Here is a 23,202-nt window from a genome sequence, read left to right as displayed (position 1 = left end):
AAACTCCTTTCTTTGCCCTTAGTATGTATCAACACCGCTCTTCATTATGCAATGAATTTCAACAAGGAAAAAGTCACTTAACTACATTGACAGCCTAGATAATGCTAAAAAGGATACTGATTTAACCACTGTCCTCCATCTAAAGTGACACATTCACCATTCATATAGCTGGCTTTATCCGACATCATAAAAGTTGCTAAATCCGCTATTTCTTCTGGTGTACCGATGCGTCCAAGTGGTACAGCATCAAGTGTACGAGCTGCTGCTGCTTCTGATTCCCAAAGTTTTGCTGCTCCGCCCGTTCGTTCAATTGGCCCTGGCGCAATGGCATTGACACGTATACCATAACGTTTGCCCCATTCAACAGCTAACGTTCTTGTCATTGATAATACACCAGCTTTTGCAGCCGCCGAATGTATTACACCAGCACCTGCATTCCAAGCATAGGTCTCCACCATATTAATAATCGATCCGTTAATTTTTTGGTCAATCCAATATTTACCGACAGCAGAAGAACAATAAAACGTACCATTTAAAACGATATCCACAACTGCTTTCCAACCATTTGGCGACAAATCTTCTGCACGCACAATAAAATTACCAGCAGCATTATTGACAAGTCCATCCACTCGACCAAATTTTTCAACTGCAAACGCCACCATTGCCTGCGCCTGTTCTGGTATACGAACATCCATCTGGAATGTTTCGATTGTATTGCCTGCTGCTAATATAAACTCTTTTGCCTCCGCTAATCGCTCTTCGTTACGCCCTACAATTACAACGTTTGCTCCTTCAGCAACGAATTGCTTCGCCATATAAAGCCCCATACCACTTGAACCACCTGTAATAATAATCGTTTTCCCCTGCAACATCGTACTTCCCCCTTTAAGAAAAATGAATAACCATTCATTTTATTTTACTATATTTTCTCGTAAATGTCATATTAATTCTACTATTTGTGGATATCTGTATTTTTTAGAATATCAACCTATGAAAACAAAAAGACTAACTTGACGCTCTTGGTCATTTTAGTGTTATTATGATTTTTCCATGTAATCGAATCGTTCAAACAACAAACTCAAGACAAATAAAAACGAATTATTTAGCATTCCCCAATGTTAAATAATTCGTTTTTATTTATTAATTTCTGATTTCTTCATACTCAACAATTCCATTTGTGTCAGTAGGTTTATCTGATACATTTGCTATAAATACAGCAATCGCTAAAAAAGCAGGGAAAATAATGACCACTACTAAAACAGACAATATAATCCATATCTTTTTGCTACTCTTTTGTTTGATAGGAGGCAGATTTTCAACAGAAGGTGCACTATACAAGTATTGATACTCAGCTTTAATTTCCTTAGCTAATTCGTTAGGTAAAAGAAAGCTTTTTAATACCTCGTCCACTGATTTGCCATTCGTTACGGACTGCAATAAATGATCTTTTACTTCCATGACATGATTATCTCTATCCTTTTTTGGTAATGGCTCTAACTCCATTTCCAGTTGACGTATATAGTCATTTATCTTGTGATTATCCACGACTAATCCACCCCCTTAATTTCTTCAAAATAGTTTAATATTGTTTCTAACTCCTTCAGTCTATTTTCTACTAATGCTTTTCCTAAATCTGTAATACGGTAATACTTTCTAATTCTTCCTTCGTATTCTTCTGAAAATACATCCACATAATCATTCGCCGTCAATCGTTGTACTATTGGTAAGTATAATTTATATAATTATATTCTTTAATGATATATATTATCTAAGAAATTTTAAGAACACTACAAGTAGCAAATGAAAGCTTCAACTAATCAAAAAGCGCCTTCCTCTTTTGCTTAACGGAAGGCACTCTGTCTCATACTATTTAAAACTCATAATGATAAGCAACCTTGTACAGCTCCATTAACTCATCCTGTGTTGGCACTTTAGGGTTATTGGCAGGACTACCACTTGCCATTGCATCGATTGCCATTTTCGGAATTGCCGCATAAAATGCATCCTCCTCAATACCCCATTGCTGTAAATTGCCAATATTCATCTTTTTACATAATTCTTTTATTGAGTCGATAGCTAAAGTCGCTAGTTCCTCTTGGGTACTATACTGTCCTTTTGCGTTGAAAAATTTTCCTATATCTGCTAGGCGCTCCACGCATGCATCCTTGGTAAATTCTAATACCGCTGGTAGTAACATCGCATTGGAAATACCATGAGGCACATGAAAAAGTGCACCGATAGGACGTGACATACCATGTACTAAAGCAACTGATGCATTGGAAAACGACAGTCCTGCCTGCATTGAGCCTAAAGACATCGCCTCTCGCGCATCAATATCGTCCCCTTGCTCGTAGACCTTCAAAATATTATGAATAATTAAGTCCATTGCTGACAACGCAAGCACATTCGAATAAGGATGTGCTAAACGAGACAAATAACTTTCAATTGCGTGGCTTAATGCATCAATACCCGTCGCCGCTGTAATGGCTGGAGGAGAGGTTACCGTTAGCATCGGATCGACAATGGCAATTGGTGGCATAAAAGCTGGTTGTTTTATCATCATTTTCACATCATTCGTCGTGTTGGTAATCACTGTAGCATCTGTTGCTTCAGAGCCTGTGCCTGCTGTTGTTGGAACAGCTATATGCGGGATAGGTGATTGCTCGGCGATTTTCGCTAGTTTCATATAATCGCCGATATAACCACCATTTGTTGCTACAACAGCAATTGCTTTGGCTGTATCGATACAACTTCCACCCCCAACAGAAATGATAAGATCACACTGTTCTGTTTGCAAAATACTAAGACCTTGTGCTACATACGTATCCACTGGCTCAGTTGTTACACCTAAATATGAAACCGCTTCCAAACCATTCGCTGTTAATAATGCCTTACACTGATTAACAAACCCTAATCCATCCATGATTGGATCGCTAACGATAAGTGCCTTCGAACCTAGTTTTTTGGCATATACGCCTACTTCTTCAAATGCATCTTTTCCATAAACAATCGTCGCAGGAGAATTTACTGTGAAATTTGTTTTTGTTTGTATCATAACGCATCGCTCCTCCATTATTGGGCAGTATAACCGCCATCTAATACAATCGCCTGACCTGTTAAACCTTTGGCCACATCACTTGCTAAATAAAGTGCAAGCCCTGTAATTTCTGAAACATCAAGCAAGCGCTTTTGCGGGACAAGTGGATATAGCACCTGCTCCAACACTTCTTCTACTTGAATCCCACGTGTCTTTGCTAAATCTGTAAATTGATTACGAACTAATGCTGTATCCACATATCCTGGACAGATGGCATTAACCGTAATACCGTCATTGGCTACTTCAAGTGCAGCGACTTTTGTTAATCCTATTAAGCCATGCTTTGCTGCGTTGTAACCCGCTTTACCAGCAAATCCAATAACACCGTTTATCGATGCCATATTTAGAATGCGACCAAATTTATTTTTCTTCATATGGGGTAAGGCATATTTCATCGTAATAAATGGCGCTACAAGCATTACTTTTTGCATTTGTTCAAAGACTTCTGTGGGGAAATCTTCGATGTAAGATACATGTTGAAATCCTGCGTTATTAATCAAAATATCAATGCTATTAAATTTACTAACTGTGAAAGCAATCGCCTCACTAATAGCTTGTTCATCCGTGACATCACATGTATAGGCTGTTAAGTGTGGATTTTGTGCTACCACCTCAGCTAATCGTTGCTCATTTATATCTGAAATAACAACATTTGCTCCTTGTTCAGCAAATGCTTGAGCAATAGATAGGCCAATTCCACGAGCAGAGCCCGTTATAAATACTGTTTTACCTTCCATCAATTGCTATCCCTCCTACATTCCAAGTGAGAATAATACGATCGCCACGATAGTCCCAATAATTGGTATAACAACGGTTAAAGCACCGAAAGGCAAATAGGCATCCTTATGTTTTTCATTACATACAGAATTGATTGTCGTCACTACATAACCACCATGTGGTAATGAATCGAGCGAGCCAGATGCAATGGCTATTGTGCGGTGTAATGCTTCCGTATTAACGCCCATATCAATATAGTGAGGAGCTAATAGTGGCATTGCAATTGTTTGACCACCTGAAGCTGAACCTGTTAAACCGGCTATTACTGCGATTGCAACAGCTCCCCCTATAAGTGGATTGCCAGGGATATTTGTCATCACATCGACAGTTGCTACAAATGATGGTGTAGCTTTTACAACGCCCCCAAAGCCTACAACTGCTGCTGTATTTGCAATAGCTACAACAGCGCCCATTGCACCTGCGGCTAACGTTGCACTAACTGATTTTACATATTTATAGCTTACTAAATACGCCATAATACAACCGCTCGTTAATGCAACAATTAGAGCTGATGTGCCAAGAGAGTCATGGAAGATAAACGAAATCAATAAAACGACTACTAATGGTACTAAACTTAAGATTGGACTAGGTAATTTACGCGTTTCGTCAACTACAGGATCTGTTGAACGTTCGATAAATACCTCCCCTTTTTTCACTGCCCGTTTAATCATCCAATTCAACCATAGTGCTCCACCGATCGCCATAAATAATGCAACGACAATACTCACCTGCCAACCTGCATATGGGGTTGTTCCTAAATAGGGAATCGGAATCCAGTTTTGGATTTCTGGTGAGCCTGCTGACGTCATTGTAAACGTTACAGAACCTAAACCAAGTGCCGCAGGAATAAAGCGTCTTGGAAGATTCGCCTGTTTAAATAAACTAATCGCCATCGGATAAACAGAGAAGGCTACGATAAATACTGAGACACCACCATATGTTAGTACAGCTGCTGCCAGTACTACGGCATATGTAGCATACTTCACCCCAATTTTTTCAACAATCCATTTTGAAACACTATCAGCAGCACCTGTATCTTCCATTACCTTGCCAAAAATGGCACCTGCCATGAACATTAAATACCAAGAACCAACGAAGCCCGTAAATCCATCCATATAACTTGTTAAGAAATTAGCTTGATTGTCATTTGCAGTTTGTGGGAAGAAAGCAAGACCATTTGTTAAAGCTGCAATTAAAGCAGTTAATGGTGCTGAAATTAGTAAATTGACACCCCTCATTGTTAAATAGACTAGTAGTACTAAACTTCCAAAAAGCCCAATATACGCTAACATCCACATCCCACCTATCTTTTAGAAAGTGCTATAGAGTTACATCTTATATTGCTATATGGCGTGCCTGTATACCTTCATTTCTATCGTTTCTGCGCTTAGTCACTTGACTTCCATTACTTCTTAAAACGTTCTGTACACACAGCATTGTAAACAATATGTTGGGCTACAGACGGACACTATCTGCTAGCTAGCACCGATTACTTTTTTAGCGTCCGCCTGCGGTCTTTAACATACGTTAAGGCTCTCTATGTCATTAATCATTATTACTTGGAAATGCAAATGTAGATGCTGTTTCAGTATTCGTCACCCAACGCTCTGATATTGTTTTTGTTTTCGTAAAGAAACGTGCCTGATCTGGGCCAAACATATGCCCTTCTCCAAATCGAGAGCCTTTAAATCCTGCAAAGTTATGGTAACCAACTGGAATAGGAATTGGTACATTCACCCCTACCATCCCCACATCAATTTCTGTAGTAAATTTACGTGCTGCAAGTCCATCATTGGTAAAAATTGTGACACCATTGCCAAGCTCATGCTCGTTAATTAGCTGTATTGCCTCCTCTAACGAATCAACACGCACTACATTGCGAGCAGGACCAAATACTTCTTGCTCATAAATTTCCATTCCTGGTGTTACATGATCTAATAATGTTGGACCGACAAAGAAGCCTTTTGATTCGTTTACAATCGCTAGCTCACGTCCATCACAAACAACAGTCGCCCCTTCTGCTTCTCCTTTATGAATTGCAGCAAGAATCGCTTCTTTTGATTGCTGTGAAATAACCGGGCCAAAATCAGTATCTTTCTCCGTATAAGACCCTACTTTTAATGCTGCAATTTTTTCTTTTAAGATGGCTACTAAACGATCTGCGGTTTCTTCGCCCACTGGCATGATTGTTGAAATGGCCATACAACGCTGAGAAGCTGCTCCATAGGCCGCTCCAATAAATGCATTTGCCACTTGCTCAAGGTCTGCATCAGGCATTACGACCATATTATTTTTACCACCACCTAAAGCAGTGACACGTTTACCATATTTTGAGCCAGTTTCATAAATATATTTAGCAACAGGCGTAGAACCTACAAATGAAATCGCTTGCACAATTGGGTTTTCTAATAGCTCATTAACCGCATCTTTATCGCCATTTACGACTGTCCAAATACCATCTGGTAAACCAGCTTTTTTCCATAACTCACTTACATATAACGCGGTCATTGGTACTCTCTCTGAAGCCTTTAAAACAACTGCGTTCCCTACAGCAATCGCCATACTTGTTTGCGCTAATGGCACCATAATAGGGAAGTTAAATGGCGAAATTGCCGCTACCACACCTAGCGGATATTTAGCAGAGTAGGCATTAATTTGACCACCAACATTTACAGAGTATTCGCCCTTTACTAAATGAGGAGCCCCAATTGCTAAATCGACGGATTCTAAGCCTCGTGTAATTTCACCTCTCGCATCATCAATCGTTTTACCACTTTCCGTACAAATAATTTGTAATAATTCTTCCATATTATCTGTCACTAGATTGCGAAATTTTAATACTACCTCTGCACGTTTAGCTACTGACGTATCACGCCATTTTGGAAAGGCGGCCTGTGCTTTGACAATTGCCTCACGTGTCTCTTCTACTGTTGCTAGCGGTACTTTTGCAATAACATCACCTGTTGTAGGATTATAAACTGAACCGTAACGACCACTTTTTCCCTCAATCATTTCTCCACCAATAAAATGTGTTAATGTTTTTACTTGTTGTGCTGTTGTCATAACTGTTTTCCTCCTTTAATTTTGTTTCATCATGCACTTTTCTTTAAGACTTAAATAAGCAGCAGACATGTCGTTTTCACCAAAGCCTTCTGCTGATATATCATTGTACAGATTGACCAGTTGTTCACCAATTAGAAGGGGCACACCTGCTTCATCAGCCATATTTTTTGCCAATCGTAAATCTTTTAGTAATAGATTCGTAGAAAAGCCAGGTTCATAATTTTCATTTTTCATGTATTCTAAATAATTACGCTCATAAATCCGACTTTGACCATAACTATTACTTAATACTTCATAGAGCGTATCTGCTGCCACTCCCATACTTTCTCCAAGTACAATCGTTTCTGCAACAGCTTGCGTATAAAAGCCAATCATTAAATTGTTCAGTAATTTAATACGTGTCCCTACACTCGGAGATGTGCCAAGATGAAAAATATTTTTTCCTACTATTTCGAAAATTCCAACGCCACTTTGGTAATCCTTTTCTTCTCCACCTATCATAATTGTTAACGTGGCATTGATAGCACCAATAACACCTCCACTTACCGGAGCTCCTAAATAACGTAACCCTAATGATTGCGCCTTTTTATGTAACGAATCATTTAATTCAGGATTTACAGTGCTAAAGTCTATTAGTAAACTTCCTTGCTTAGCATGTTGCAAAATCCCATCTTCTGATGTGTAGACATGTTCAACAACTTGTGGAGTTGGCAAGCTGGTCATAATTACTTCGCTTTGCTTTACAACTGCTTGCGATGTTGCTAAACCAATACCACCTTCTGCAATGAATTGCTCCATTGCTTTCGCATTCGTGTCAAAGCCATACACTTTATAACCTGCACGAAGTAAATTAATGGACATCGGTAACCCCATATTGCCTAAGCCGATAAAACCTAACTTGTCTTTCATTTGAGCTCCCCCATTTCCCATGAATTACGTAAATAAGCTAACTGATCCACTAGCCAACTTTACGTTTTTATCGTAACATTAATAACGAGATACTCTTAATGACCGCGGTCACTGACTGTGGTCATTTAAATCATAAACAAACATAATATCACTCGTCAATCAAAAAATTTTCTATTTTCTGAATAAATATTGCAATTATTATTATAGGATATTTTAATTACGGAGGCAGATGGGCATGAATTCGTTAACTACTCGCCAAAAAAAGGCATTAGAAACTCGAGAAAAATTACTGAAAACTTCTTTAGATTTATTTAATAAACATGGATTTGAACATGTATCTGTTGAACAAATTACGAAAGCATGTAAAGTCTCCAAGGGCACTTTCTATACCCATTTCCCATCCAAATACGATGTTATTTTGGAAAAATTTGAGGAGCTTGATAGCTTTTACAGTACTGTCGAAAAAAATATTGATCAATCATTGTCAGCAAGTGAGAAAATTCTTTTGCTTTATAAGGAGCAAATGTTGTATTTAACAAACGTGGTTGGCAAAGATTTATTGAGAACAGTGTATACGGCTGCCATGACGAATCAAGTAGAACAAAATCATTATTTAATTAGTCCTCAGCGCAAAATCTTTCAAATTATTAACACTTATATTGAAGAGGGTATTCAACAAGGAGAGTTTGTTAACGATTTACAAGCGGTACAAATGCAACAAATTATACAGCGTTGCATGAGAGCCAATGTTTATGATTGGTTAATTCATAATGAGGAATTTGATTTAGTTGCACAGATGGCACATTTTACAGCAGTTGTTTTAAACGGATTAAAGAAATAAGTTAATTTGCTTAGAAAAGCAATAGCAATAGTAAAGGCATCAAGAAAAAGATTTTCTTGATGCCTTTTGTCTGTTTCACTCCGCTCCGCGGGTATTTCGCTCTGCTTCGCGGGTATTTCACTCTGCTTCGCGGATATTTCACTCCGTTTCGCGGGTATTTCGCTCTGCTCCGCGGGTATCACTCTGCTTCGCGGATATTTCGCTCTGCTTCGCGGGTATTTCACTCTGCTTCGCGGGTATTTCACTCCGTTTCGCGGGTATCTCTCTGCTCCCCGGGTATTTCACTCTGCTCCGCGGATATTTCACTTTGCTCCGCGGGTATCACTCTGCTCCGAGGGTATTTCGCTCTGCTTCGCGGGTATTTCGCTCTGCTCCCCGGGTATTTCACTTTGCTCCGCGGATATTTCGCTCTGCTTCGCGGGTATTTCACTTTGCTTCGCGGATATTTCGCTCTGCTTCGCGGGTATTTCGCTCTGCTTCGCGGGTATTTCACTCTGCTCCGCGGGTATTTCACTCTGCTCCGCGGGTATTTCACTCTGCTTCGCGGATATTTCACTCCGTTTCGCGGGTATTTCACTCTGCTCCGCGGATATTTCACTTTGCTCCGCGGGTATTTCACTTTGCTCCGCGGGTATCACTCTGCTACGCGGGTATTTCGCTCTGCTTCGCGGGTATTTCGCTCTGCTCCGCGGGTATTCCACTCCGTTTCGCGGGTATCACTCTGCTTCGCGGGTATTTCTCTCCACTCCGCTCAAGTATTTCTACCATGCAGATAAACGCTCCTCTTCGCGATAACTTGCTTTATTATCCTACAAAATATTGGGCCACAATCGTTTCAACAGGTAATGGTTTGTTATATAAGTACCCTTGTCCTTTTTGACAACGATGACGCTTTAAAAACGCTACTTGTGATGGCTCCTCTATTCCTTCTGCAATTACTTCAAGCCCTAAATTATGAGACATCGAAATGATGGCTTTAATAATTGCCTCATTTTTATCATCTTTTTCGATATCCGCAATAAACGATTGGTCAATTTTAATGATATCGATTGGATAACGTTTCAAATAGCTAAGTGAAGAATAGCCCGTACCAAAATCATCAACCGACACATAAACACCTAGCTGCTTTAACTCCGTTAAAATTGAAAATGTTTCATGCACATTCGTCATGGAGCTTTCGGTAATTTCCACTTCAATTAAATGTGGCGATACATTATATTTTTTCAACGTTGCTTTAATTTTACGAGCAAAGTTTTCTTTTCTAAATTGTTTGGGCGATATATTGATGGCAATCCTGACTGGACGATAGCCCTTGGCACGCCATTCCTTTTGATAGCGACAAACTTCATTAATAATCCAATCACCAATTTCTACAATTAAGCCTGTTGCTTCAGCAATCGGTATAAACTGTGCAGGGGATACAAAGCCAAATTTCCGATTATTCCATCGTAATAACGCCTCAAAGCTATTAATGCTATTATCGTTTAAATTCATCTGTGGTTGTAGATGAATACTTAGTTCATTAAATTCAATGGCCCGTCTTAAATGTGCCTCCATCAATGCCTCATTTGGAAAAACATTTGTCATATCTTCACGATAATAGCGGTAATGTGAACGTCCGTGCTCTTTAGCAGAGAATAAAGCTTGATCAGCCTTTCGTACGAGAGTCTCCAAATCCTTACCATCTGCTGGGCTTAAAGAAATACCAATGGAAACACTAATAAAATACTCCTGATCATCAATCATAAATGGCTGTTTTAACGAATCTAAAATGGCATTCGCCAATTGCTCTATTTTGTCTATAGTGGCATCTTTTAAAATAAAAATAAATTCATCACTATTATAGCGATAGAGCGAGCATTGCGCGTAACAAAATTCACGAAGCCTATGACAAAACATTCGCAAAAGTTCGTCACCCTTACTTTCACCAAGAGACTCATTAAATTTTTTAAAACGGTCAATATCGACTAAAAGAATGGTTGCTTGTTGATGTTCACTTTGCTTATCATTCAAATGTTGTAGCCAATGCTCTTTAATAGCTTTTCGATTCCAAATACCAGTCAATTCATCCGTTAAGGCTAAATAGTAAAAGGAATCATGATAACTCTTAAATAAGTTCGCGTCTCTAACGAAAAAATGTACCCCAATTATTTCACCATTAAAATATGTTGGATGTGTACGCAAATAAAATGGTTCATTACTTAGTAGGTTACCCTTAAATAAACATTTTGGCATATCCAATGTAGCGCCTTCAATCGTTTTAGCAAATAATAATTGGACTTCGTTTACATAGTTACACTCTAATAATGAAAAAATATCAAGTCCTATAAGGCTGTGATGTTCTCTCGACAATAAAGACGTAGCGGTAACATTTTGATGAACAATACGACCTTGTAAATCAGTCGTTAATATTGGACATACATGTTGTTCAACAAATTGCAAATATGGCTTCGTATCACGCTGTTCCTCACGTAAAATAACAGCTATTATAGATGGCTCTATTTGCTGTACACTTACGGCAAACGATTTTTGCATTTGCTCAGTCTCTGAATAAAGCGCAATCTTACGAGCAATGTTAAATTCCTGTTGTATTATCTTCCATAATTGTTGCCAACATTGCTTGTTAAAAAATTGCTTTGCTGTCGTTGCTTTCTCATCCTGCAACGCTATAGCTAATGGTAGTTTGTCGTTATAATAAACGATTTCAAAATCCCCATCATCAGCTTGTTTTAAGCATACTACTGCATCGAACGGATTAAGCAGTGCCAACTGTCGATAGTTTGTGAATTGCGCTACATTCTTTCTATATTTTTTCATTATATCCCTCTCTAGGTAGCGTGTTTACTCTAGTCGTCTAAGACGCTTATTATTTATTCCTCATCTAGCGTAGGCTTTAGAGCATCCTTTAAGAAAATTTCCTGACTATTAATAGGGTCTTCGCTGCGATCAAATTCTTTGTAATGATATTTCCCATTGGAATCTTGGATACGAGCCTTTGCTGTATCCTCAAGTTGTTTATTCATAATATCCATAATACGAGCTTTTGCTTCAATTGAATAGACAGGGAAAAGAATTTCAACGCGTTTAATCATATTCCGGGTCATCATATCTGCTGAGGATAAGTAAACCTTATTCTCACCATTATGATGGAACCAATAGATGCGTGAATGTTCAAGGAACCTGCCAACAATACTTGTAACGGTTATATTTTCGCTAATGCCTGGAATACCTGGGCGTATGCAGCAAATCCCCCGTATAATAAGCTCGACTTTTACACCAGCAATAGATGCTTCGTAAAGCTTCATCATTAAATCCTTATCCGTCAATGAATTCATTTTGGCACGAATAAATCCATTTCCGTATTTCTTATGACAGCTTATTTCCTCATCCATTAAACGAATAAATTCATCGCGAATATCAAATGGTGCAACGACTAAATGATTAAATGTAGGTTTTTCCGTATAGCCGCTTAAATAATTAAAAAAGTTCGTGGCATCAATTCCAAATTCCTTGTCTGATGTTATGATGCCCATATCTGTATAAATTTTTGCAGTTGCATCATTATAATTTCCTGTTCCAAGATGAACAAAACGTTCAATCTTGCCATTACGACGACTTACAACTAATGTTATTTTGGAATGCGTTTTTAAATTATTCATACCATAAATAACAAGACAGCCTGCTTGCTCTAGTTGTTTTGCCCAATGCACATTATTTTCTTCATCAAAACGTGCTTTTAACTCTACTAAAACAGTCACTTGTTTACCGTTTTCAGCTGCGAGTTTTAATGCTTGTATAATTGGAGAATTCCCACTAACTCGATATAGTGTTTGCTTGATTGCCAGTACATTCGGATTAACAGCAGCCTCTGAAATAAAGTCCACTATCGGTGCAAATGATTCATATGGATGATGGAAAAAAATGTCCTGTTGCAATGCTTTTTCAAAAATATTTTCATCTGACTGTAAATCTAAAGGTGGCTGTGGAATAAAGCTTTCATACTCTAAATGCTCCCGTCCAACAGCTATACCTTTTACAAATGAGAACATAAATGTTAAATCGAGCGGACCGTCAATATGAAAAACATCTGTCTCCTCGATTTCAAATTCTTCTAGTAAGTATGCAAGTACCTCATCATTCATTTCCCCTACACGTACTTCTAGGCGGCTGCCGACACCCCATTTACGTTTTTTAAGCTCTTTTTCAATTTCTACCAGTAAATCACGGGCACCTTCCTCATGAATCGTTAAATCTGCATTACGTGTTAGACGGAAAGCCTGTGCCGATTTCACACTGTAGCCATAGAAAAGCTTTTCGATATGAGCGACAATAACATCTTCAAGTAGAACAATCACTGTCTCACCCTCAGCAGAAGGCACTTTAATATAGCGATCCAAAACAGATGGTACTTGCACTATGGCAACCTTTTCACGGCTTTCTAAATCTGTTTCATCTTGTTCCAATAGGACAAGTATATTTAATGTTTTACCAAGCAAGGTTGGAAATGGTCGATAAGCATCTACTGCTACAGGTGTTAAAACTGGGAAAATGGTTTCAGCAAACATTTCATTGATAAACGCCTTTTGCGTACTATTTAAATCTTTCATGTCTGCAATATGTACATTGTGCTGTGGTAGTAAATCGTAGATTAAGTGACGATATACTTCTGTTTGTCTGCGCACTAAAGCTTGCGTACGTTCAGCAATTTTCGCTAATTGCTCTTTTGGTGTTAAGCCTGACTTATTCTCAGCCTTATGGAAGCCTGCACGCACTTGGTCCTGAAGTCCTGCCACACGCACCATGAAAAATTCATCTAAATTGGAGCTAAAAATCGCTAAAAACTTCAGGCGTTCTAGCAGAGGATTATTGATATCCTCTGCTTCTTCTAATACACGTTCATTAAACGCTAACCAGCTTAGTTCGCGGTTATTATAATATTGAGGTTTTGCTATTTCTTCTAGTAAACGGCTATGTGATTCTGAAAATTCTTCTTCATGTAATCGATTGTTTGTTACTTCTGTTGTCATCTTGGTTCCACCCTTCTTCAATGAAGTTTACTTTTATTGGTATCTTTAGAGCACTTTCTAGATGTTTCTTATGCCGATTTGCTTGATATTTTTCAGCAGCAGCATTTTTTTTGACGTATACGTTAAGCTGAACATAATTGTCTAAAGGTTGCATTTCAATCGCATGTACAATATTTCTTTTTGAAACATTTAATGCATAGACAAATTTTAACAACGTGCCGAATTCGCGCATTTTGCGATACTCTTCACGACTCATCCATTCGGTAAAAGGAGCCGCAAATCGTTCAAAATAATCTTTATTTTTATATGAAGCTAAAAGTGCTAATTTTAGACGCTCTTTATGATTCAAACCATCAATTGATTGATTGGCAATTAAATAAAACGTATGTTGACTAGCGGAGCTTAACTCAATATATTCCCCAATATTAAAAATCTTTGCTGCCTTTCTTAGTAACTGCAAATCATTTTCATCAAATTGTAAATAATTCAAATGGCAACACGCACGATAAAGTTGATCTGCTAAATGCATTAAATAATCAACTTCTCCCTCTGAACGTCCATATTGTCGAGCTAATTTTCTAGCGTTTCCCTCAAAGACATTATATTTGTCAAAAGCATCTTCATCTTCTTGTAAAATACGATGGATAATCAGCCCTTCCCGTAAACCTTTTTTCGTTAACTGGAAGACCTCACTACCTACAATATCCATAAGTACGCGGAACACTTCTAAGGCGGGTACAATAATATCAGCACGATCCGTTGATAACCCATCCAAATGTTTTAGTTCTTGAAAACTTAAATTTCCTAAAAACGCACCAAGCTGATCTAAATCTTCTTTAGATATTTCATAGCCATGCACACTCGCAATAGGATATTGCTGTCGTTGCTGATGAACTTGCGCGATATTTCTCGCACTGCCACCAATTGCAATAATCGGTAATCCCACTTGTTGAATCCAAGGTAGTGATTTGAACTGCTCCTTAACAAAAGCAACCAGTTCTTTCTTCTCACCACTATTCATAATGTCACCCTTTACGAAACGTTGCTTTAATGACACCGTTCCAAAAGGAAAACTAAATGATTCAACTAGTTCCTTATTTTTAAATAATGTTATTTCTGTACTTCCTCCCCCCATGTCAATCGTTACAGCAGACAGAGTACCGATTGAATGGGCTACAGCAACATAACCGAAATACGCCTCTTCCTCTTCAGACAAAAGCTCAATCTGTACGCCCGTTTTCTCCTTCATTAAAGCAATAATCTGGTCTCTATTCGTCGCTTGACGAATGGCGGCTGTTGCAGCTGCTTTCACATCGACAATTTCAAAATCATCAAGCATTGCTTTAAATGTTAACAACGTTTCTGTTAGTACTCGAATACCTTCTTCGGACATGGCTCCTGACGGTTGCAAATATGTTCGTAAACGCGCAACCGTTTTTATATTTCCAAGTTCTCGAAGACCTTCTTCATTATCATACTGATATAGTACCAATCGTATTGTATTCGAGCCAATATCAATAATGGCCGTTTTTAATTCATCCAAATAATTCACTTCCTTCACAGGACAATAGGTGGTGGTCTTTTTATTTTGTGTTAAAAGCATCCTCATTATACAAAAAAAGTCGGAACCAAAAAGGTATCCGACTTTCGTTTGTATTAATATTTCAGGATACCAATTATTAGTATTGTGAAGTTCCTTTTTCGCTAGCTTTATAAAATAAGTTGATCGACACGTAAAATTAGTTCGGCAATTTCAGGTTTACTAATTTGGTCCTCAGCACCTACTTGATCACCTTTATGGCGAAGATCATCAGTAATTAAACTAGAGAAAATAATGACCGGCAGCTTTTGTAAATCAGGATGCTCTTTAATTTTTCGTGTAAGATGGTGACCATCCATTTGTGGCATTTCAATATCTGTTACAACTAATTGAATGTGCTCTGTAACATTATTGCCACTTTTCGCTAATGAATCTAAATATTCATAAGCATCACGACCATTTTCAAAGAACTCTACATTCTCATAACCGGCTTCCTTCATCGTATCAAATAATAATTTACGTAATAATGGTGAATCTTCAGCAATTAAAATGCGTTTTTCAGAACGTTCACGTTTACCAAGCTTTTTCACGGACTCTACATTAATACCCGATTCAGGGTTAATATCAACCATGATTTTCTCAAAATCTAGCAATAAAATCATTTGCTCATTTTGCTTAATAACACCGATTACTTGTGAAGTCCCACCCTGATACATATCAGAAGGCTTTTCGATTTGATCCCATGAAATACGGTGAATTTGCGTCACATTATCGACATGGAAAACAACTCGTTGTTTATTAAACTCAGCAACAATATATTTTTGTTGCGGATTACGTTCTGTGCTTTGTATTCCTAGTACTCGTAGCATATCTACTACCGGTAATACCTCGCCTCTTAATTGAATAATTCCCTCTACATGCGGGTGCGCGTGTGGAATAAACGTTACTGGAATAGGTTGAATAATTTCTTTTACTTTAATAACATTAATACCAAATTTATTGTTAGCTACTTCAAATTCAACGATTTCTAGCTCATTTGTGCCACTTTCTAATAATATGCCCTTATGTTCCAAAGCAACCCCGCTCCTTTCTATTTCAACATCAATTTATAATTCAATTGTATCATAGGCGATACAATTCTCCTACTTGGTATTTCCATTTTTATCATTAACTTTTAGATGCACCAATAGACCAATTACTGTCATTAATATTAATGTTGATAATGCCACTCGACTTGCTAAAGTACCATAATCCTTCATCCATAATGTGACTGTTCCATAAACTGCGGGGCCTATTATTGACGAAACTTTCCCAGAAAAAGCAAATAACCCAAAGAACTGGCCTCTCTTGTTATCTGGGGATAGCGCAATAATATATGTTCTCGATGTCACCCACATAGAACCTAATGAAATACCGAACATACTACCTGCAATCCAAAACATCCATTGCTCGGTTGCAAAGACAGCAAATGTTAAAGCGATAATCATGATAAAAGCAACAATGGTAATCGCTCTCTTCGCTCCAATTGCTTTTGTAATATAGCCAAATGCCAGTGAACCAATAATTGTCGATACGGTGGATACTAAATAAAGGATGATAAATTGACCTGAAGTAAACCCGACAATGGTTGTGGCATATACCGCCATCATCGCAATGGTCGTGGCAATGGCATCATTTAAAAAGAAGTACGCAATCATAAAAGTAAAGATTGCCTTATACTGTTTCATATCCTTAAATGTACTAATAATTTCCTTATAGCCTTCAAAAAAATGAGTTGTCTTACGTTGCTCTTTTGGGATCGGTGTATCTTTATTAATGAAAAATAAAGGCAATGAAAATAATAAATACAAAATCGCCGTTGGTATAAAAGCGCGATGGAAATCACTGCTTCCTACATATAAATAAACAAGCAATCCAAAAAGTGTGCCTAAATAACCAATTGCTACACCATAACCGGAAATAAGAGGCATTTCTTCTTTTGTTCCTAAATCACTCATCATCGAATCATAGAATACGAGACTCGAATTAAAGAAAAACTTCGCTATCACAAAACTTGCAACAACTAAAAATAAGCTAAGAGGTACACCTGAGTAATTGATTGTCGTCTGTAAATTTGCAAAAATCCCCATCATAAAGGTAAATAGAATAGATATTGATGCAAACCAAACTATAAATCTCTTTTTATAGCCCGTTTGGTCAATCCAGACACCAAAAAGTGGTGAAAAGACTACTAAGAAAAAACTGGCTATGGCATTGGCATACGAAATAAATGTACTTGCTACCTGTTGCATTACCTCATTCGTACCTAATGCTTCATCCATATAAAATGGAAAAAATATTGTATTAATATTTGACGAAAATATCGTATTAGCAAAATCGTAAAATGCCCATGATAGTATTGGCAAAGATAAATATATGGCTAACTGATTTCGATGTTGTACGTCTATCGCTGTACCCTTCTTCATAAAACCCTCCCTCCAATCTCTATAATAATCAATTAATTTCTCTCTATAATAAAAAATACCTTTTTTAAAAGAAAATTAATATTATTTACAATATATCAGTAATTCTAGTGAAACATAACTGCCAAATGGCCATAAATTGGTTGACACCTTACCTCCATTTGTCCCTAAAAACAAAAAAGATATTCAAGCCCCTCGCTTGAATATCTTTTCTATCATTCCTCAGCAATCGTTACCCATTTACTAGACCATTCTTCAATAGCTTTTAGCACAGGGGTAATTGCATATCCTTTTTCTGTAAGTTCATATTCAATAACGACTGGAGTAGATGGAATTACAGTACGTAACACGATTTCCTCGGTTTCTAACTCCTTTAATCGCTCTGTTAACACACGACTGCTAATATTCAACTGATTTTTAATGGTGGAATATCGCTGTGGACCATCAAGTAGCTGATAAATAAGTAACGTATTCCAACGATGGTTCAATATCATAAGCGCTTTTTCAAATCGCGGACACATGTTTTTTTGATTCAAGTTACTATCCTCCTTTTTTACTAGGTTCTACTTAAGAGTATATCACTTTTTAAAAATCCTTTCGAAAAATACACTTAGTTACTTGACAAAAGTTATTTTTAAAAATAAACTAAGTTACGAAATGTAAGTTAAAGAAAAGGAGTTATTACATTATGCAAAATATTGGTTCAACTATTTTACGTGTCGTTCTCGGCATTATTTTTGCAGTTCATGGTTTCCAAAAATTCCAAGGCGGCATTAGCTATACGGCTGACTTCTTTGATAGTCTCGGTATTCCAGGCTTTATGGCGTATGTCGTTGCGATTATTGAATTAGTCGGTGGAGCTGCTATTATTTTAGGTTTCGCAACAAGAATCTTCGGTGCTTTATTGACCATTACAATGATTGTTGCTATCTTTACAGCAAAACTTAGCATTGGTTTTATCGGCGCTAATGGTTTGGCTGGCTATGAGTTTGACTTAGCTTTAGGTGCGATAGCACTTTACTTTGCCCTTACTGGAGCTTCTAGCTTCTCATTAGATTCTCAACTTTTTAATAAAGAGTAGAGAATTGTCTATGCTATGGATGTTTTTCAAAATGGTACGAGCGATTCAAAGACTTTTTGTGGCGGTTTCATTTAAGAAGGTGGTACCACGAAAAGTGGAGCCAAGCACTCAGACAAACAACATAGCAAAAAAAGTGTTAGATTGATGATTACTCAATCTAACACTTTTCCCTATTGCTGACTATTTATAATACGTTAGCAGAGCCTGCGTACCATTTTCACCATAACCTGCTTCGATCAGCTTTTCATACATTTCATATGCTAATGCTAGCCCTGGTAAAGAAATACCCATTTTCTTTGATTCATCTAAAGCGATTTTCATATCCTTCACGAAATGCTTAATATAAAAACCTGGCGCATAGTCTTCTTTAATCATACGTGGTGCTAAATTACTTAAAGACCAAGACCCTGCCGCACCAGAAGAGATGGATTGTAATACAGTAGATAAATCGAGTCCAGCTTTTAAGCCATAGGCAAGTGACTCACACACACCAATCATGCCAGATGCAATGACAATTTGATTGCACATTTTTGCATGCTGTCCGGCACCTGCTTCTCCCTGATACACGATATTTGCACCAAATTGTTGCAACACTGGAACAGCTCGATTAAAGGTCATTTGGTCACCACCTACCATAATAGACAAGGTACCGTTTTGCGCCCCAACATCTCCACCAGATACGGGAGCATCTAATGCTTCTATCCCTAACGTCTGTGCATGCGCATATATTTTCTTCGCTAAAGTTGGTTCAGATGTTGTCATATCAATGACAATATTACCTGCCTTGGCAGTTTGGAATAAGCCATTTTCACCGAAGTAAACTTCCTCGACATCTGCTGGATAACCAACCATCGTTAGCGCTATATCCTTCTCTTTAAAAGCCTCTGCAGGGGAGCTAGCCCAACTTGCTCCTAAAGCGATTAAGGGCTCTGCTTTTTCTTTTGTACGGGTATAAACCGTCACCTCATGGCCATTTTGCAGTAAGTGTTTAACAATACTAGCACCCATAACACCTGTGCCGATAAATGCAATACGCTCTTTTCCCATATGTAATTACTCCTTTACTTGAATCAATAGTACGCTAAAAGCTGACGCTTTTCTTAGACAAGCACCGAGTCGCGCCTTCCGCTCACAATAAATGTGCTCTCAAAATAAGACAATACGATTATTCCTTTTACACATTTCAAATTAGCTAAGGTATTGGGAATAGTAGTAAGTTTTATTTATGTGTACTTAGTGTAGTTGAATCAGTTCAATAATTCAAACTCTTCTTAATACTTGTACTAAAGTTTGTCTGTCTTGCATATATACCGAATAAGCAAAAAAAAGAGAGCAGGTGATGGGAATCACTGCTCTAAAGGGGGAAATGAGAATGTTGCTGTGTTCAATATAATTATTCCCCAGTACATTCACTTTTAATCATCTAATCTAAAAAAATTTTACTCTGAATACTGAAACAAATCATCCTGATCTTCTTCTTCTAATGTTGTCTGTCTATAATAAGTATTCATTAACTGATCTAGTCTGCGACTCAGTTGAATGGTTTTTGCATTCTGTAACCCGTTTTCCACACCAGAGCGAATCATCATCTCACGAGTTTGTTCCATTTGTTTCAAGAGTAGATTGACCATTCATACAACCCTCCAACATACAAATAATCATACCATTATTATACATTTATATTTCATTTCTTACAGCATTATGTTCCGACAATGTTCGACAAATTAGCTTCTAGGAATTTCCAAATAAGTGTAGATTATAATCCCATTTTGCTTTGCTTCACCTCTAAAATGTTTAAATAATGGGTGTTTTACTAATACTTCTCGAAAATCATAAAATTGTTCTTTATGAATTTCGATACTTTGGATTTCTCCATTTTGCAATTGTTCAAGCATTGTTTCATATTGTTCCATTTTTTCCAATCCTTTCTCTTACTTTATTTTGTGTAATAAATTATGAATTATTCAAAAAAGGCTTTACGTTTTCCTTTTTTTCATGCAAACTGTATATTATTAGTCGATGAAGGAGCTGACTGTCTGTGAAAATAGCTGAAGTTGGAAATATTATCGAGTTTAAAAATGGTTTGCAAGGCATTGTTGAAAAAGTAAATGAAAATTCGGTGATCGTTGATTTAACATATATGGAGAATTTTGATTCCCTTGAAATTGAAGAAAAAACGGTCGTCAACCATAAACGTTACAAAATCTTATACGCAAGTGAAGCTTAATATTCTGAATAGTCCCTTTTTGTCTTTATAGATGATAAGGGACTATTTTTTTGGTAAAATTAAAGTATGGAGGTCGAATTATGCTTACAAATTCGAAACAAACAATAATACTTCTCCTTTCTTTATTATTCGTTTATGGCATGCTTGCTTTTACATTTGCTAATCCTGCTGTATTTTGGTACTTGTATGCATTTACCCTGCTCGTATGTATAGCTATCGCTATTCTATCAGGTACAATCGAAGATCAATTGCCTACGTGGAAATTTCTGATTTTCGGCATCGGATACGGTACAATCGCATATGGCATTATACGTTTTGGTTATTGGCTCGCACCATTTATAAATGATCGGCTAGTAGAATCCGTACAAAAGTTTTTAACAGTTTACGGTCCACAAAATATATGGCACTATATTTTCCTTGTTTTCATTGTAGCCATTGGTGAAGAACTATTTTGGCGTGGCTACGTACAACAACAATTAAAACGTTTTATGCGCCCTGTTTTAGCAGTTATTGTAACAGCAATTTTATGTGCCATTTCGATTGCATTTAGCGGTTTTAAGCTTGGTATCATCGCAGCTCTTGTAACAAGCCTGATTTGGGGCTTTATCTATGAATGGCGCAAGAGTATGCCTTTAGTTATTGTAGCCCATGTTGTTTTTGTTTTATTATTGTTTTTAGTGTTACCTTTAACATCATAACAAAAAAAATTGGAAACATTTTATCTTTTATTAGCGTTTAATATAGAAAGGGAGGGCTTTTCATGCAAAAAAAATTAATTACAATGCTTGCATTATTACTAACAGCTGTTTTAGTAGTGGGGTGCAATACCTCTGATAAGACAGAACAATCAGATGCTGCACAAAACGAACCAGCAAACACAGCGACTGAGGAAAAACCAACTGATAGTGAACCTGCAGGCGACGACGCGCAAGAAACGCCTACATCAGATGATGCACAAACAGAAGTACAATCTAAACCACAACAAGAAGTAAAATACGTACAAAAAGGTGTCGACAAAAAGGAAAATGCAACTGAATCTAAAAGTGTAACTCAGAGCTATAAAATCCAACAGCTACCTGGATTTACTCTTTCTCAAGAAGAACCTGGAAAAGACATGCTAGTCTCAAATGCTGATGACGAAGTATTTATGCGTATTGAAACAACTACTACTGCTGAAACAAACTATGATGCGGCGAAAACAGCTATGCAGGACTATATGAATGCAGTTGGAGGAACAGTTGCATTATCTGCTGAAGAACTTTCCGTATTTAAAGATGTCCAAAATATTGAAGGCTATGTTGTAGACTTTGATACTGAAAAAGTAATTGGCGTAGTATTTGAAAAAGATGGACTTATTATAAAGTTAACAATTCATGATAATGATGAACAAGATTTAACAGCCGCTATGCTAGCAATGGCAGCAACTATTTCTAAAAATTAATTTAATACACATCCCAAGAGGTCTTAGAAGTCTTTCTAAGACCTCTCTTTTATTTACCAATAAAAACTAAGGTTTGCTTGTAAAGACGTCTAAAAAGCTTCTCAACGGGTAAAAACAGCTATTATATACAAACTATTCCCCTAAACAATGTTTCCATTCTTTTAACACGCAAAAAAAAGTCGCCTCAAAATCTATTTGAGACAACTCTTTTTAATAAGACAAATCTTTAATGGATAGCCCTAATTTTTTTAATAAGCCAATCGCTACATCCTTTTCCTCGACGGATAATGCACTCATCAATTCATGTAAATGTTGTTCGTGCTTTGGAAATAACTCGCCCATAAACGCCTCACCTTCAGCTGTAATTTCCGCATAGGTAACGCGACGATCTGATGGACAGGAAACCCGTAAAAGATAACCTCTTTTTTCAAGCTTATCAATTACATACGTAATAGACCCACTGGCAAGTAATATTTTATTACCGATTTGCTGCAATGGTTGTCTCCCTTTATGATACAGGAGCTCTAAAACTGCAAATTCAGTAGGATTCAAGCCATTTTCTTGAAAAAAATGGTTTGTCATCTCATTAATTGCTTTATGGGCACGGGATAATACAATATATAATTTTAAAGTTTGCTTTAAATCTTCTGACGTCATAGCCTAGTCCTCACAATTCGCTCTTTATCAATTTCATTATAGCGACTTTTGAAAAGCATTGTCAAAAGCATTCAATAACA

23 protein-coding genes are annotated in these 23,202 nt (G+C 37.3%); 5 read left to right on the top strand and 18 right to left on the bottom strand.

Annotated features, from left to right (window positions below; translation table 11 throughout):
- Nucleotides 1-104: 104 nt before the first annotated feature.
- From fadH to I5435_RS03730, 8 genes are all read right to left on the bottom strand, one after another.
- Nucleotides 105-872, bottom strand: coding sequence for a 2,4-dienoyl-CoA reductase (fadH, locus tag I5435_RS03765; protein ID WP_337983280.1), 768 nt, complete (start codon nt 870-872; stop codon nt 105-107).
- A gap of 268 nt (nt 873-1,140) precedes the next feature.
- Complete coding sequence (locus I5435_RS03760) at nt 1,141-1,545, bottom strand: DUF1700 domain-containing protein (RefSeq protein WP_337983279.1); 405 nt, start codon at nt 1,543-1,545, stop codon at nt 1,141-1,143.
- 2 nt (nt 1,546-1,547) lie between these two features.
- On the bottom strand, nt 1,548-1,721 hold the full coding sequence (locus tag I5435_RS03755; protein WP_337983846.1) for a hypothetical protein: 174 nt from the start codon (nt 1,719-1,721) through the stop codon (nt 1,548-1,550).
- A 149-nt stretch (nt 1,722-1,870) separates the two neighbouring features.
- On the bottom strand, nt 1,871-3,055 hold the full coding sequence (locus tag I5435_RS03750) for an iron-containing alcohol dehydrogenase (protein WP_337983278.1): 1,185 nt from the start codon (nt 3,053-3,055) through the stop codon (nt 1,871-1,873).
- A 17-nt stretch (nt 3,056-3,072) separates the two neighbouring features.
- Complete coding sequence (locus I5435_RS03745) at nt 3,073-3,834, bottom strand: 3-hydroxybutyrate dehydrogenase (RefSeq protein ID WP_029747191.1); 762 nt, start codon at nt 3,832-3,834, stop codon at nt 3,073-3,075.
- Between the two features lie 15 nt (nt 3,835-3,849).
- On the bottom strand, nt 3,850-5,166 hold the full coding sequence (locus tag I5435_RS03740; protein WP_337983277.1) for a GntP family permease: 1,317 nt from the start codon (nt 5,164-5,166) through the stop codon (nt 3,850-3,852).
- Nucleotides 5,167-5,419: 253 nt separating this feature from the next.
- Complete coding sequence (locus I5435_RS03735; protein ID WP_229388675.1) at nt 5,420-6,937, bottom strand: CoA-acylating methylmalonate-semialdehyde dehydrogenase; 1,518 nt, start codon at nt 6,935-6,937, stop codon at nt 5,420-5,422.
- 15 nt (nt 6,938-6,952) lie between these two features.
- Nucleotides 6,953-7,846, bottom strand: a complete 894-nt coding sequence (locus I5435_RS03730; RefSeq protein ID WP_337983276.1) for an NAD(P)-dependent oxidoreductase — start codon at nt 7,844-7,846, stop codon at nt 6,953-6,955.
- A gap of 235 nt (nt 7,847-8,081) precedes the next feature.
- Between I5435_RS03730 and I5435_RS03725 the strand changes: the two genes are divergently transcribed.
- Nucleotides 8,082-8,687, top strand: coding sequence for a TetR/AcrR family transcriptional regulator (locus I5435_RS03725; protein ID WP_024362250.1), 606 nt, complete (start codon nt 8,082-8,084; stop codon nt 8,685-8,687).
- A gap of 804 nt (nt 8,688-9,491) precedes the next feature.
- On the opposite strand, the gene I5435_RS03720 is transcribed toward I5435_RS03725, so the two are convergent.
- The 6 genes from I5435_RS03720 to I5435_RS03695 form a co-directional block, all read right to left on the bottom strand.
- The gene (locus I5435_RS03720; protein WP_024362252.1) at nt 9,492-11,504 is read right to left on the bottom strand and encodes an EAL domain-containing protein; all 2,013 of its coding nucleotides are present in this window, start codon (nt 11,502-11,504) and stop codon (nt 9,492-9,494) included.
- A gap of 53 nt (nt 11,505-11,557) precedes the next feature.
- Nucleotides 11,558-13,714, bottom strand: coding sequence for an RNA degradosome polyphosphate kinase (locus I5435_RS03715; protein ID WP_024362253.1), 2,157 nt, complete (start codon nt 13,712-13,714; stop codon nt 11,558-11,560).
- Nucleotides 13,680-15,257 (bottom strand): Ppx/GppA phosphatase family protein, encoded by a 1,578-nt coding sequence (locus I5435_RS03710; protein ID WP_337983275.1) that lies wholly within the window; start codon nt 15,255-15,257, stop codon nt 13,680-13,682. Before I5435_RS03710 ends, I5435_RS03715 begins: the two co-directional genes overlap by 35 nt.
- Nucleotides 15,258-15,424: 167 nt before the next feature.
- Nucleotides 15,425-16,327, bottom strand: coding sequence for a chemotaxis protein (locus I5435_RS03705; protein ID WP_024362255.1), 903 nt, complete (start codon nt 16,325-16,327; stop codon nt 15,425-15,427).
- 69 nt (nt 16,328-16,396) lie between these two features.
- The gene (locus tag I5435_RS03700; protein WP_024362256.1) at nt 16,397-17,719 is read right to left on the bottom strand and encodes an MFS transporter; all 1,323 of its coding nucleotides are present in this window, start codon (nt 17,717-17,719) and stop codon (nt 16,397-16,399) included.
- A gap of 212 nt (nt 17,720-17,931) precedes the next feature.
- Nucleotides 17,932-18,252, bottom strand: a complete 321-nt coding sequence (locus I5435_RS03695; protein WP_024362257.1) for a winged helix-turn-helix transcriptional regulator — start codon at nt 18,250-18,252, stop codon at nt 17,932-17,934.
- A 152-nt stretch (nt 18,253-18,404) separates the two neighbouring features.
- Here I5435_RS03695 and I5435_RS03690 point away from each other — a divergent pair, with 152 nt between their 5' ends.
- Nucleotides 18,405-18,797 carry a DoxX family protein gene (locus tag I5435_RS03690; RefSeq protein WP_337983274.1) on the top strand — a complete coding sequence of 131 codons (393 nt, stop codon included), beginning with the start codon at nt 18,405-18,407 and terminating at the stop codon, nt 18,795-18,797.
- 180 nt (nt 18,798-18,977) lie between these two features.
- Here the strand turns inward: I5435_RS03690 and I5435_RS03685 are convergent, their stop codons facing one another.
- The 3 genes from I5435_RS03685 to I5435_RS03675 all read right to left on the bottom strand — a co-directional run bounded on the left by I5435_RS03685 (nt 18,978) and on the right by I5435_RS03675 (nt 20,710).
- Complete coding sequence (locus tag I5435_RS03685) at nt 18,978-19,844, bottom strand: NAD(P)-dependent oxidoreductase (protein WP_024362259.1); 867 nt, start codon at nt 19,842-19,844, stop codon at nt 18,978-18,980.
- A 392-nt stretch (nt 19,845-20,236) separates the two neighbouring features.
- Nucleotides 20,237-20,428: an aspartyl-phosphate phosphatase Spo0E family protein gene (locus tag I5435_RS03680; RefSeq protein WP_024362260.1), complete on the bottom strand. Its 192-nt coding sequence runs from the start codon at nt 20,426-20,428 to the stop codon at nt 20,237-20,239.
- Nucleotides 20,429-20,521: 93 nt separating this feature from the next.
- On the bottom strand, nt 20,522-20,710 hold the full coding sequence (locus tag I5435_RS03675; RefSeq protein WP_025218704.1) for a hypothetical protein: 189 nt from the start codon (nt 20,708-20,710) through the stop codon (nt 20,522-20,524).
- Nucleotides 20,711-20,835: 125 nt separating this feature from the next.
- On the opposite strand from I5435_RS03675, the gene I5435_RS03670 reads away from it, so the two are divergent.
- The 3 genes from I5435_RS03670 to I5435_RS03660 all read left to right on the top strand — a co-directional run bounded on the left by I5435_RS03670 (nt 20,836) and on the right by I5435_RS03660 (nt 22,465).
- On the top strand, nt 20,836-21,024 hold the full coding sequence (locus I5435_RS03670) for a YkvS family protein (protein ID WP_024362262.1): 189 nt from the start codon (nt 20,836-20,838) through the stop codon (nt 21,022-21,024).
- Between the two features lie 80 nt (nt 21,025-21,104).
- A complete protein-coding gene (locus tag I5435_RS03665; RefSeq protein ID WP_337983273.1) occupies nt 21,105-21,722 on the top strand; it encodes a CPBP family intramembrane glutamic endopeptidase in 618 nt (205 codons plus the stop codon).
- A gap of 62 nt (nt 21,723-21,784) precedes the next feature.
- Nucleotides 21,785-22,465 carry a hypothetical protein gene (locus I5435_RS03660; RefSeq protein ID WP_024362264.1) on the top strand — a complete coding sequence of 227 codons (681 nt, stop codon included), beginning with the start codon at nt 21,785-21,787 and terminating at the stop codon, nt 22,463-22,465.
- Between the two features lie 210 nt (nt 22,466-22,675).
- Here the strand turns inward: I5435_RS03660 and I5435_RS03655 are convergent, their stop codons facing one another.
- A complete protein-coding gene (locus I5435_RS03655) occupies nt 22,676-23,122 on the bottom strand; it encodes a MarR family winged helix-turn-helix transcriptional regulator (RefSeq protein ID WP_024362265.1) in 447 nt (148 codons plus the stop codon).
- Between the last annotated feature and the right edge of the window lie 80 nt (nt 23,123-23,202).

This window comes from Lysinibacillus sp. C5.1 (assembly GCF_016350185.1).
In the GTDB taxonomy this organism is placed as follows: Bacteria; Bacillota; Bacilli; order Bacillales_A; family Planococcaceae; genus Lysinibacillus; species Lysinibacillus sphaericus.
This window is presented reverse-complemented; position numbering and strand designations above follow the sequence as displayed.